This window comes from Ochrobactrum sp. SFR4, assembly GCF_019730395.1.
Lineage (GTDB): Bacteria > Pseudomonadota > Alphaproteobacteria > Rhizobiales > Rhizobiaceae > Pseudochrobactrum.
Map to the genome: position 1 here is coordinate 37,014 of NZ_JAAPBB010000018.1, position 11,968 is coordinate 48,981.

Here is an 11,968-nt window from a genome sequence, read left to right on the forward strand (position 1 = left end):
CAGTCCGGCCGGTGCTGAAGACAGTCTGAACGCATAGCGGCGACAGTTCACACTGTCGCCGCATCCGGTTGCATCAGAGCTTGCAGTCTTTTGCATAGTTGTCCTGATGATCGGTAAAGCTTGTTGCCACGATCTTATTAGTCAGGACACCGTCTTCCTTGATCACTTCGCGCATATAAATATCCTGAATAGGATGGTTATTATTGCCGAATTTGAACTTGCCGCGAACAGACTTGAAATCCGCCGCTTTCATTGCTGCGCGGAAAGCATCCTTGTCATTCACACTCGCTTTAGCGGCAGCGGACAGGATCAGATTGGCTGCATCATAGCCCTGTGTTGCATAGAGCGAAGGCAGGCGGCCATATTCTTTTTTGAAGGCTTCGACATAGGCTTTATTGGCTTCATTATCGAGATCTTTTGACCAGTGGGAAGAGTTCTTCACACCCACAGCCGCATCACCGATCGCACCGAGCACATCCTGATCGAAGGAGAAGCCGGGGCCGGTGACCGGAATGGTCATGCCCGACTGTGAATATTGCTTCATGAAAGCAATGCCCATGCCGCCCGGCAGGAAGAAATATACTGAATCGGCGCCGGAAGCACGGATTTGAGCAATCTCGGCAGCATAATCGGTCTGGCCGACTTTGGTGTAAATTTCACCGGCCAGTTTGCCTTTATAAAAACGCTTGTAACCGGTCAGAGCATCGGTGCCTGCCGGATAGTTCGGCGCCAGAATAAAGCTGTTTTTATAGCCTGCGGTATTGGCATAATTGCCGACAGCTTCATGCAGATTATCGTTCTGATAGGCTGCATTGAAATAATTAGCATTGCATTTGGCACCGGCCAGCGCAGACGGGCCGGCATTGGTGGAAACATAGATTTTATCCTGCGCAACAACACCTGGCACCACAGCCATGGCCAGATTGGACCAGACGATACCGGTCAGAATATCAACCTTATCGCTCTGCACCATTTTGTCAGCGATCTGCACAGCAAGTTCAGGCTTTTGTGCATCATCTTCAACGATCACACTGACATCTTTATTGCCGGATTGTTTGACCGCCAGCAGAAAGCCGTCACGAATATCAATGCCGAGTCCGGCACCGCCGCCGGAAAGCGTTGTGATCATGCCGATTTTCAGAGGTTCAGCCATTGCAGAACCGGAAAATGCCAACCCCAGACCAAGACAGGCCGTTGATAAGCCAAGAGTAATTCGTTTCATCAGTGTTCCCTCGCGATTATTGTTATTATGCAGTTCAATAATAAAATGCCATTACTTACAAGCCTGCTTTTGCTTCTCCCTCCGCTTTTGCCATTTCCGAAGCAAAATTAAGCCTGTATCCTTATAAACAGAGTAATCTGCGCGTCAGCACATGGTCTGCGTCTGCCAGACCGTCAATGATATTCATATGATGTTTGTCCGGTTCCGCCACTTCATCAATTGAGAGATCAAAACCGCTCCACAAATTAGCCAGCGCCTGATTTTGCCGGATAAATTCCGGCAATTCCGCCGCGCCAACCCATGCTGTCACATCAATACCGTTCAGAGGCTCAAGCAAAGCCGGACTTTCCTTGCGCGCCTGTTCCAAATCGAGCCTGAAATCATCATTCATTTTCAGATTCAGCAAAGGTCGTAAATCACTCAGCGCCGAGATCGGTACGATTTTACGCAAGCGCTGTTGCAGGCTGCGGCTCAGAGGGGTCGTAACTGTTCCCATACGCGCAACCAGATGCCCGCCCGCTGAATGCCCTGTCAGATGTAACAGGCCTGCAACCATTGATGCAGCCTGCACAATCGCCATACCAATTTCAGCAGTAATTTCACCGATCTTCGCTTGCGGGCAAAGTGTATAAGACGGGATCGCTACGGCAAAACCATGTGCAACGGCACCGGCAGCAAGATAAGTGAAATAGGATTTGTCAAAGCGCACCCAATAGCCGCCATGCACAAACACAACCAACCCGCGCGGCTGCCCCTGCGGCATCACAATATCCAGAAGATTACGCTCTTCCGACCCATAGCGCACATCAGCGATCAGCCGGTTTTGTGCCTGCATCTGCTCGCGAAAACTTTGTGATCTTTGCTGCCATTGCGGAGGAAATTGCGCAGAATTCGGGACATGCAGCACATTCGAATAGGCCAGATCCCAGTCTTTATTGGCTGGACTATCCGGTTCAGCGGGCGCGGTTTTTAAAACCGGTTCTGCCGCTCTGATCTGCATTCCCCGTTCCTCCGTCATGACTGCCTCTCAAATATCTCCATAAATAAAAAATAATTTCAAGCATGAAATTTCATACTTGAAATTATTTTTGTAAGTGACACCATAAAAGAAATCAGTCGCCCCGCGAATGCAGAAATCTTTGCAGGCGGCAACGGAGTGAAACCATGAAAAGTGCCGAAAACCAGCAGCAAACAGTGGCAGGCGGGCGTGCTTCCGATAAGCAAAGCCTGCGCAACTGGCTGAAACTTCTCAAATCGACAAAGCATGTTGAAGCGGTCATCCGCGAAAAACTGCGTCAGGAATTTGATACGACCCTGCCCCGTTTCGACGTGATGGCAGCGCTGTACCGGTTTGAAAGCGGCCTCAAAATGACTGAATTGTCTGCGGCCTTGCGGGTTTCCAATGGCAATGTCACCGGTATTGTTGAACGGCTGGTCAGTGATGGTTCCGTTTTGCGGGTTCCGGTTGCAGGCGACAAGCGCGCCATGCTGGTGCGCCTTACCCAGAAGGGGCGCGAAGAGTTTGAAGCCATGGCCGCAGCCCATGAGCAGTGGATCAGCGAGATTTTCAGCGTGCTGTCACCGGCACAATCGGCAGAACTGGTTACAGTGATCGACACAATCGAACATGCGCTGGCCTTGCAGGACGAGCACGACCATCTGGCTTAACCGGCATCAGCACATTCGAATAATCAGGATATCCGTTACGAAAAATACACATCATCTGCCGCCATTTTTTAAAAAATAACGACGCGGGCAAAAGCTCGCAGGGGAACAAAAAATGCTTGGACCAACGGCGCATACAGACCATTTTACCAGAAATAACCTGCCTCCGGTTGAGGACTGGCCGGAACTGTCATCCGGCGGCATCACCTATCCCGAATGGCTCAATGCCGGATATGAACTTTCCGATGCCATGGTGGAAAAAGGTTTCGGCGACCATACAGCGCTGATCGGCAACGGGCGGCGACGCACCTATAAGGAACTCACCGACTGGAGCAACCGCATTGCCCATGTGCTGGTTGAAGATTACGGCGTGCAGCCCGGTAATCGCATCTTGATCCGTTCTGCCAATAATCCGGCCATGGTTGCCTGCTGGCTGGCAGCTACCAAAGCCGGCGCGGTCGTGGTCAATTCCATGCCGATGTTGCGTCCAGATGAACTGACAAAAATCGTCAATAAAGCAGAAATCTCGCTGGCGCTGTGTGACACGCGACTGCTGGAAGATTTGCAGATTTGCGCGGCAAAAAGCCCTTTTCTTAAAACAGTGATCGGCTTTGACGGCACCGCCAATCACGATGCGGAACTTGACCATGCGGCTCTCAACAAGCCGGTGCGTTTTGATGCGGTAAAAACCGGACGCGATGATGTGGCACTGTTGGGCTTTACCTCCGGCACAACCGGTGAGCCGAAGGCCACCATGCATTTTCACCGTGATCTGCTGCTGATTGCCGATACTTATGCGAGGGAAGTGCTGAATGTGCAGCCGGACGATATTTTTGTCGGCTCACCACCACTTGCTTTCACCTTTGGTCTGGGCGGACTGGCCATTTTCCCGCTGCGTTTCGGGGCAGCCGCGGCACTGCTGGAACAGGCGACACCGCCTAAGATGATCGAGCTGATTGAAACCTATAAGGCGACCATCAGCTTTACAGCCCCGACAGCCTATCGCGTGATGTTGCAGGCAATGAATGAGGGTGCCGACCTGTCATCCTTGCGCATTGCGGTTTCAGCGGGGGAAACCCTGCCCGCCCCGATTTATGAGGCATGGGTAGAGAAGACCGGCAAACCGATGCTGGACGGGATCGGCGCGACCGAAATGCTGCATATTTTTATCAGCAACCGTTTAGGCGATTCCGGACCCGGCCGCACAGGCAAGCCCGTTACCGGTTATCAGGCCAAAATCGTTGATGAAAATATGCAGGAAGTGCCGCGCGGGGAAATTGGCCGTCTGGCAGTGCGCGGCCCGACCGGCTGCCGTTACCTCGCGGATACACGCCAGAAGGCCTATGTGCGCGATGGCTGGAATCTGACCGGCGACAGTTTCTTTCAGGATGCGGACGGCTATTTCCACTTTGCCGCCCGTGCAGATGATATGATTATTTCTGCAGGTTATAATATCGCAGGCCCCGAAGTTGAGGCCGCCCTCCTCGCCCATGCAGATGTGCAGGAATGCGCGGTGATCGGCGTGAATGATGAAGAGCGCGGCCAGATTGTTGAAGCGCATATTGTGCTTCGCAATGGTGCTCAGCCATCTCCTGAAACGGTCAAAGCCTTACAGGATCACGTTAAAAAGCTGATCGCACCCTATAAATATCCCCGCTCTGTCCGTTTTGTCGACGCGCTGCCGAAAACCGTAACCGGCAAAATCCAGCGCTTCATGCTGCGCAAGCAAGGCTGAGCGCATCATGCAAATTTATCACTTGACCAAATCCATTCCATCCATATGTTTTAAGTATAAAATAAATTATGCGCCGATACCTGATACCACCGCACATCATAAAAATGACTGTGGCCGTATAACGGGAAACAGAGCATTCAAGGGGAGAATTTGACCATGCGTATCGTTTGTATCGGTGGCGGTCCGGCCGGACTGTATTTTGCCCTGTTGATGAAAAAGAACCATCCTGAGCATCACATCCGCGTGGTCGAGCGCAACAAACCCTATGACACCTTCGGCTGGGGCGTTGTGTTTTCCGATGCGACAATGGAAGCGATGAAGGTCTGGGATGAAACCAGTGCGGCGGAAATTCAGGACGCGTTCAACCATTGGGACGATATTGAAGTGCTGTTCAAAGGCACACGCCAGCGCACAAGCGGTCATGGTTTTGTCGGTATCGGTCGCAAAAAACTGCTGAATATTCTGCAAAAACGCTGTGAAGATCTGGGCGTTGAGCTGATATTTGAAACCGATGTGGATGCAGATACGCAATATCCCGATGCTGATCTGATTATCGCCTCTGACGGGCTGAATTCTAAAATCCGTCACCGCTATGCCGATATATTCGAGCCGGATATGATCGTGCGGCCAAACCGTTATATCTGGCTTGGCACCAATAAGCTCTTTGACGCCTTTACCTTTGATTTCCGCAAGACGGATCATGGCTGGTTTCAGGCGCATATTTACAAATTCGACGACAAGACCTCGACTTTCATTATCGAGACCACAGAAGAAGCCTATCAGGCGCATGGTCTTGACGAGATGTCACAGCAGGATTCCATCTCTTTCTGCGAGAGCCTTTTCTCGGAAGTGCTGGAAGGTGCACCGCTGATGACCAATGCGCGGCATTTGCGCGGCTCGGCATGGCTGAATTTCAACCGGCTGATCTGCGGCAAGTGGAGCCATTATAACGGCAATTCCCATGTGGTGCTGATGGGCGATGCTGCCCATACCGCTCATTTTGCCATCGGCTCCGGCACCAAACTGGCGATTGATGATGCGATTGAACTGACCAACCAGTTTAACCTGCACGGTCATGACAAAAGTCATATTCCTGCAGCGCTGGAAACCTATGAGGAAATCCGCCGTGTGGATGTGGCACGCATTCAGAATGCTGCACGCAATGCGATGGAATGGTTTGAGGTGGTTGGCCGGCGCTATGCGGATCATTTTGAGCCGGAGCAATTCATGTATTCCATGCTGACACGCTCACAGCGTATCAGCCATGAAAACCTGCGTCTGCGCGATAAAAACTGGTTGCAGGGCTATGAAAACTGGTTTGCCAAAAAATCAGGCCTGCCGGTAGAGAGCAACAGCAGTACACGTCATGTGCCACCGATGTTCACGCCCTATCAGCTGCGCGGTGTAACCTTGGCGAACCGTATCGTCATGTCGCCGATGGCGATGTATTCGGCAACCGATGGTCTGATCAATGATTTCCATATGGTGCATCTCGGTTCCCGTGCACTCGGCGGTGCCGGTCTGATCTTTGCGGAAATGACCTGCGTTTCCCCTGATGCGCGTATCACTCCGAATTGTCTGGGACTGTGGAACGAAGAGCAGCGCGACGGCTGGAAGCGTCTCGTCGATTTTGTGCATCAGAACAGCGATGCCAAAGTGGCTATTCAGCTGGGTCATGCAGGGCGCAAAGGCGCTACCAAACCCGCATGGGAGGGCATTGACCAGCCGGTTGATGAAGCAAACGGCTGGCCACTGATTTCGGCCTCGGCTGAGCCTTATCTGGTCAACAGCCAGAAGCCGAAGCCTATGACGCGCGAAGATATGGATCGGGTAATTGCTGATTTTGTGCGCGCGACTGAGCTTGCCGCAAGTACCGGCGCAGACTGGCTGGAACTCCATGCCGCACATGGTTATCTGCTCTCCAGTTTCCTCTCGCCGCTGACCAATCAGCGTGAAGATGAATATGGAGGCAGCCACACCAATCGTGCGCGTTTTCCGCTGGAAGTGTTCAAGGCCATTCGCGCGGTCTGGCCGCAGGATAAGCCGATTTCGGTGCGTCTCTCCTGCCATGACTGGGCGGAAGGCGGCAATACGCCTGATGATGCAGCAATTTTTGCGCAGTTGTTTAAAGATGCCGGTGCCGATCTCATCGACTGTTCGTCCGGTCAGGTCGTTAAACATGAAAAACCGGTTTATGGCCGTCTGTTCCAGACCCCGTTTTCAGACAAAATCCGCAATGAGATAGGCATCCCGACAATTGCTGTTGGTGCGATATCGGAAGCCGATCACGCCAATTCGGTAATCTCCGCAGGGCGTGCCGATCTTTGCGCCGTGGCCCGCCCGCATCTCGCAGACCCCGCTTGGGTATTGCATGAAGCGGCAAAAATCGGGCTGACCTCCGTGCCATGGCCGAAGCAATATTACTCCGGCAAAACCCAGTATGAAACCAATCTGGCTCGTGAAGCCGCTGCGGCTGCCGCACTGAAATAACCAGAATGAGACCGGATATGAGCAATAATAAATTCCACGGCAGACATGTTTTAATCACCGGCGCGGGCAGTGGCATCGGTGCGGCAATTGCCCGTGACTTTGCTTTGTCCGGTGCCAATGTCACTTTGTCCGGCAGGCGGCATGAGCCTCTGGCGGCACTGGCCGCGGAACTCGATCAGGCTGCGGGACGCAAAACCTGTTTTGTCGCCAGCGGTTTTGACGTGACGAATACGCAGGCGATCAGCACAGGTTTGCAGGCGGCACAAGCGGCTTTCGGGCCCGTGAGTATTCTTATCAATAATGCCGGTGAAGCGCCCTCCGCACCCTTTGAAAAAACCAGCCTCGAGATGTGGTCGCAGGTACTTGCGGTTGATCTGACCGGTGTTTTTCAGGTGGCACAGGCCGTGCTGCCCGATCTGAAGGCCTATGGCACAAATGCGCGTATCATCAATATTGCATCCACGGCAGGGTTGACCGGCTATGCCTATGTCTCGGCCTATTGCGCTGCAAAACATGGTGTAATCGGCCTCACCCGCGCTTTGGCGCTGGAGCTCGCAACAAAAGGCATTACCGTCAATGCCGTTTGTCCCGGTTTTACCGATACGCCGATTATCCGTGAAGCCATTGCACAGATCATGCAAAAAACCGGTCGCTCTGAAGAAGAAGCACTGGCGCATTTTGTAAAAGCCAATCCGCAAAACCGGCTGATTAAACCGGAGGAAGTGGCACACACAGTCTTATGGCTGGCATCCCCTGATGCCGCCTCAATTAACGGACAGGCAATTGCAATTGCCGGTGGCGAGGTATTGGCAGGATGAGCGAACAAATCATCAGCATGAACAGTCATCTGAAAGCTTTTAAAAATTATCAGGCACAGCATTTTCTGTGGGAGGTGAGTGAAGACGGGCGCGTTGCCACCCTCACGCTCAACCGCCCTGATCGTAAAAACCCGCTGACCTTTGAAAGCTATGCGGAGCTACGTGATCTGTTCCGCGATTTGGCCTATGCATCGGATATTCGTGCCGTAGTGGTGACCGGAGCGGGCGGTAATTTCTCTTCCGGCGGTGATGTCTTCGAGATCATCGAACCTTTGACCAAAATGCCGATGCCGGAACTCCTGGCCTTCACCCGCATGACCGGCGATGTGGTAAAAGCCATGCGCAAATGTCCTCAGCCGGTGATCGCGGCTGTAGACGGGATTTGCGCCGGTGCCGGTGCCATTCTGGCAATGGCCTCAGACCTGCGTCTTGCCACCCATGAGGCGAAAACCGCATTCCTGTTTACCCGCGTCGGCCTTGCCGGTGCGGATATGGGTGCTTGCGGAATTCTGCCCCGCATTATCGGTCAGGGTCGTGCGGCAGAGCTGCTTTATACCGGCCGTTTCATGTCGGCCACCGAAGGCAAAGACTGGGGTTTCTACAACCATCTGCATGATGGTGAAAACCTGTTGGCAGAGGCACAAAAACTCGCCAAAACCCTCGCTGACGGCCCTTATTTTGCACATGGCATTACCAAAACCATGCTGGCTCAGGAATGGGCGATGGGTATTGATGAAATGATTGAATCGGAAGCGCAGGCGCAGGCCATCTGCATGGCGACACAGGATTTCCGCCGTGCATTTGAGGCCTTTGCCGCCAAACGCCGCCCTGAATTTGAAGGGAACTGAACCATGTCAGATACAGCTTGCCGCGAAGCCCCCGTTCATGAACACCTGGAACTACCGTTTTTTGAGCAGCAGCAACGCGACTTCGCACAAAAACTCGATGAATTTGCCGCATCCGGTGTTTTAAAAAACATCGATCACCACGACACAGATGCTGCCTGCCGTAAACTGGTGAAACTGCTTGGGCAAGCCGGATTGCTCGATAGTGTTACGGGCAACAGCGGCAAGACCGAGATTGACTCCCGCTCGGTCTGTCTGGCGCGCGAAACACTGGCATGGCATGACGGATTGGCGGATTTTGCCTTTGCCATGCAGGGGCTTGGCACCGGCGCGATCGGCCTTGCCGGATCGGATGCATTAAAGCAGCATATTCTGCCAAAAATCTCTTCCGGCGAATGGCTTTCTGCCTTTGCCCTGTCGGAGAAAGAAGCCGGTTCCGATGTCGCCGCCATGCAATGCGCCGCAGCACAGGACGGCGATGATTATATTCTCAACGGCGAGAAAACCTGGATTTCCAATGGCGGCATCGCGGATGTTTACACTGTCTTTGCCCGCACAGGTGAAGCTGCGGGCACACGCGGCATCTCGGCCTTTGTGGTCTATGCCACTGATCCGGGCTTTTCTATTGCTGAGCGGCTTGAGGTGATTGCGCCGCATCCGCTCGCTACAATCCGTTTTGAGAATTGCCGTATCCCCGCTTCACGGCGTTTGGGTGCAGGCGGCGAAGGTTTTAAAATTGCCATGCGCACGCTGGATATTTTCCGCGCTTCCGTGGCAGCCGCCGCCCTTGGCTTTGCCCGCCGCGCCTTGGATGAAGCTCTCAACCATGCGCGTAACCGGCAGATATTTGGCGCAACACTCAGCGATCTGCAACTAACACAGGCAGCGCTTGGCGATATGGCGACAGAACTGGAGGCCGCAACTCTGCTGACCTACGGCGCCGCATGGCGTCGCGATGTGCAGAAACTGCCAACCACGCAACAGGCGGCGATGGCGAAAATGGCTGCGACGGAATCTGCCCAGATGATTATTGACCGCGCTTTACAGATGTTTGGCGGACGTGGTGTGCAAAGCGGTGCAATTACCGAAAAGCTCTATCGGGAAATCCGTAGCTTGCGCATTTATGAAGGGGCGACAGAGGTTCAGAAACTGATTATCGCCCGCGAATTGCTGAAAACGGTTTAAAGGGCGGATCATGGCTTTTCACACCACAAAACCCTTGCGGTTCGGCGATTGCGATCCTTCGGGCATCGCTTATTTTCCGTCTTATCTGAATATTCTGATCGGGGTTCTGGAAGACTTCTTCGCCTCAATCGGCGCGGACTGGAAAAGCCTCAATCATGACCGGAAAATCGCAACACCAACAGTGCGGCTTGATCTGACTTTTGTAAAACCCGGCTTCCATGCCGACCTGCTGGACTCCACGCTTAAAGTCACTGCGGTTGGCGGCAGTTCGCTCTCGCTCGACCATGAAGTGCGCGCCAATGGCGATCTGTTATGGACGGCGAAACACAAGCTCGTCGCCACCTCAAGCACAACTCATAAAGCCCGCGCATGGCCCGATGATATCCGCGCCGCGCTTCTCAATCATCTGGAGACAGTTCATGCATAAGATTTTACAGCCGGATAACTGGGTTGCCCCGATCGGCTATTCCAACGGCATCTCGGCACGCGGGCGCACCATTTTTATCGGTGGCCAGATCGGCTGGAATGAACAATGTGAATTTGAAACCGATGATTTTGTCGAGCAAGTTCACCAGACCCTGAAAAACATCGTCGCCATTCTCGCAGTAGATGGTGCAGGGCCGGAACATATTACCAGCATGACCTGGTATTTCACCGACAAGCAGGAATACAAAGCCAATATGCGTGGCCTTGGTCAGGCCTATCGCGATGTGATCGGCAAACATTTTCCGGCGATGGCGGCGATCCAGGTGGCAGGGCTGATTGAAGATCGTGCCAAGATCGAGATTCAGGCCACAGCTGTCGTGCCAGACTGAAGTAATTGCCTGAGTAAGCGACTGAAAATCCGGACAGGACATATAATGCACAGCCCTTCTGACACGCAGCAGCCGATCAGTTTTTCATCTGCCGTTACCGGTGTGGTGCAGGATGGTGTGTTGCATCTCACACTGGCAAATCCACCGGTGAACGCGATTTCAGCCGCCATCCGCGAAGGACTAATGCAGGTGCTGGACTTGGCGGAGAAGTCTGCCGAGATCCGCGCGCTCACTCTGCGTGGTGCAGGCAAATTCTTTGCTGCCGGTGCGGATATCAAAGAGTTTGATCTGCCGCCGAGCAAGCCGACTTTGCCACAGGTGACAGCACGGATTGAAGCATCCGCTAAGCCGGTGATTGCCGCCATTAATGGTGCTGCTCTTGGCGGCGGGTGCGAGATTATCCTCGCCTGCCATTACCGGCTGGCTGTTGAAAAGGCCAAATTCGGCCTGCCAGAAGTAAAACTCGGGCTTGTGCCGGGTGCGGGCGGAACCCAACGTCTGCCACGGCTGACCGGCCTTGATGTTGCAATCGACATGATCGCATCGGGCAAAACTATTTCCGCACAGGAAGCGCTGCAGAATGGCCTGATTGATGAAATCACAACACCTGAGAACCTGACTTATGCGGCACAAAAGGCAGCACAGTACCATACGGGCAAAGAACCCCGCCGCACATTGGCTTTGTCTGTTCAGCCTGCAAACACTGAACAGACAGCGGCAAAAATTCTTGCCAAAGCGCGTGGACGTTTAGCCCCTACCGAGGCCGTGCGTCTGGTATCACTGGCGGCAACACTCTCTGCCGAACAAGCTTTGGCCGAAGAACGCGCCACATTTCTGCGCCTTCGTGAAAGCGATGAAGCTAAAGCCTTGCGGCATGTGTTTTTTGCCGAACGCGAAGCCGGAAAGCATGATCTGCCTGCCGGTACAGTGCCACGGCCGGTTGCTACAATCGGCATTGCCGGCACGGGTATGATGGGCTCGGCAATTGCGGTTGCGGCCCTTGCCGCTGGCTATCAGCTTATCGGCTATGAGCCGACACAGGAAGCGGCAGATGCCGGTCTTGTCCGCATCACAGCACTGCTGAACAAGCAGTTTCAGTCCGGCCGCCTCAGTGAACAGGCGCTAGAACAGCAGCGAGCAAATTGCACAGTCAGTGTTGATCTCAACGCGCTTGCCGGTGCTGATCTGGTGAT

11 protein-coding genes are annotated in these 11,968 nt (G+C 53.5%); 9 read left to right on the forward strand and 2 right to left on the reverse strand.

Going from position 1 to position 11,968, the window contains the following annotated elements:
* Positions 1 to 73: 73 nt before the first annotated feature.
* Positions 74 to 1,222 carry an ABC transporter substrate-binding protein gene (locus HBA93_RS15990; protein ID WP_121993209.1) on the reverse strand — a complete coding sequence of 383 codons (1,149 nt, stop codon included), beginning with the start codon at positions 1,220 to 1,222 and terminating at the stop codon, positions 74 to 76.
* Between the two features lie 121 nt (positions 1,223 to 1,343).
* Positions 1,344 to 2,222 (reverse strand): hormone-sensitive lipase, encoded by an 879-nt coding sequence (locus HBA93_RS15995; RefSeq protein WP_286201987.1) that lies wholly within the window; start codon positions 2,220 to 2,222, stop codon positions 1,344 to 1,346.
* Positions 2,223 to 2,386: 164 nt separating this feature from the next.
* Between HBA93_RS15995 and HBA93_RS16000 the strand changes: the two genes are divergently transcribed.
* The 9 genes from HBA93_RS16000 to HBA93_RS16040 form a co-directional block, all read left to right on the forward strand.
* Entirely contained in the window at positions 2,387 to 2,890 is a 504-nt protein-coding gene (locus HBA93_RS16000) for a MarR family winged helix-turn-helix transcriptional regulator (protein WP_221723904.1), read from the forward strand.
* Positions 2,891 to 3,002: 112 nt separating this feature from the next.
* Positions 3,003 to 4,622 carry an AMP-binding protein gene (locus tag HBA93_RS16005; protein ID WP_121993211.1) on the forward strand — a complete coding sequence of 540 codons (1,620 nt, stop codon included), beginning with the start codon at positions 3,003 to 3,005 and terminating at the stop codon, positions 4,620 to 4,622.
* Between the two features lie 156 nt (positions 4,623 to 4,778).
* Positions 4,779 to 7,112, forward strand: coding sequence for a bifunctional salicylyl-CoA 5-hydroxylase/oxidoreductase (locus HBA93_RS16010; protein WP_221723914.1), 2,334 nt, complete (start codon positions 4,779 to 4,781; stop codon positions 7,110 to 7,112).
* A gap of 17 nt (positions 7,113 to 7,129) precedes the next feature.
* Positions 7,130 to 7,930, forward strand: a complete 801-nt coding sequence (locus HBA93_RS16015; RefSeq protein WP_221723905.1) for an SDR family NAD(P)-dependent oxidoreductase — start codon at positions 7,130 to 7,132, stop codon at positions 7,928 to 7,930.
* Positions 7,927 to 8,778 carry an enoyl-CoA hydratase family protein gene (locus tag HBA93_RS16020; protein WP_221723906.1) on the forward strand — a complete coding sequence of 284 codons (852 nt, stop codon included), beginning with the start codon at positions 7,927 to 7,929 and terminating at the stop codon, positions 8,776 to 8,778. The genes HBA93_RS16015 and HBA93_RS16020 overlap by 4 nt, the downstream gene beginning before the upstream one ends.
* A gap of 3 nt (positions 8,779 to 8,781) precedes the next feature.
* Complete coding sequence (locus HBA93_RS16025) at positions 8,782 to 9,960, forward strand: acyl-CoA dehydrogenase family protein (protein WP_221723907.1); 1,179 nt, start codon at positions 8,782 to 8,784, stop codon at positions 9,958 to 9,960.
* A gap of 10 nt (positions 9,961 to 9,970) precedes the next feature.
* Positions 9,971 to 10,387, forward strand: a complete 417-nt coding sequence (locus HBA93_RS16030) for an acyl-CoA thioesterase (protein ID WP_221723908.1) — start codon at positions 9,971 to 9,973, stop codon at positions 10,385 to 10,387.
* Positions 10,380 to 10,775 carry a RidA family protein gene (locus tag HBA93_RS16035; protein WP_221723909.1) on the forward strand — a complete coding sequence of 132 codons (396 nt, stop codon included), beginning with the start codon at positions 10,380 to 10,382 and terminating at the stop codon, positions 10,773 to 10,775. Before HBA93_RS16030 ends, HBA93_RS16035 begins: the two co-directional genes overlap by 8 nt.
* 45 nt (positions 10,776 to 10,820) lie before the next feature.
* A partial coding sequence (locus tag HBA93_RS16040) for an enoyl-CoA hydratase-related protein (protein ID WP_221723910.1) occupies positions 10,821 to 11,968 on the forward strand: 1,148 nt, incomplete at its 3' end.

What these genes read in the sequence shown, in the direction of transcription:
- HBA93_RS15995 (WP_286201987.1), bottom strand. Translation starts at nt 2,222, where the DNA reads ATGCAGATCAGAGCGGCAGAACCGGTTTTAAAAACCGCGCCCGCTGAA.
- HBA93_RS16035 (WP_221723909.1), top strand. Translation starts at nt 10,380, where the DNA reads ATGCATAAGATTTTACAGCCGGATAACTGGGTTGCCCCGATCGGCTAT.
- HBA93_RS15990 (WP_121993209.1), bottom strand. Translation starts at nt 1,222, where the DNA reads ATGAAACGAATTACTCTTGGCTTATCAACGGCCTGTCTTGGTCTGGGG.
- HBA93_RS16010 (WP_221723914.1), top strand. Translation starts at nt 4,779, where the DNA reads ATGCGTATCGTTTGTATCGGTGGCGGTCCGGCCGGACTGTATTTTGCC.
- HBA93_RS16025 (WP_221723907.1), top strand. Translation starts at nt 8,782, where the DNA reads ATGTCAGATACAGCTTGCCGCGAAGCCCCCGTTCATGAACACCTGGAA.
- HBA93_RS16000 (WP_221723904.1), top strand. Translation starts at nt 2,387, where the DNA reads ATGAAAAGTGCCGAAAACCAGCAGCAAACAGTGGCAGGCGGGCGTGCT.
- HBA93_RS16005 (WP_121993211.1), top strand. Translation starts at nt 3,003, where the DNA reads ATGCTTGGACCAACGGCGCATACAGACCATTTTACCAGAAATAACCTG.
- HBA93_RS16015 (WP_221723905.1), top strand. Translation starts at nt 7,130, where the DNA reads ATGAGCAATAATAAATTCCACGGCAGACATGTTTTAATCACCGGCGCG.
- HBA93_RS16030 (WP_221723908.1), top strand. Translation starts at nt 9,971, where the DNA reads ATGGCTTTTCACACCACAAAACCCTTGCGGTTCGGCGATTGCGATCCT.
- HBA93_RS16020 (WP_221723906.1), top strand. Translation starts at nt 7,927, where the DNA reads ATGAGCGAACAAATCATCAGCATGAACAGTCATCTGAAAGCTTTTAAA.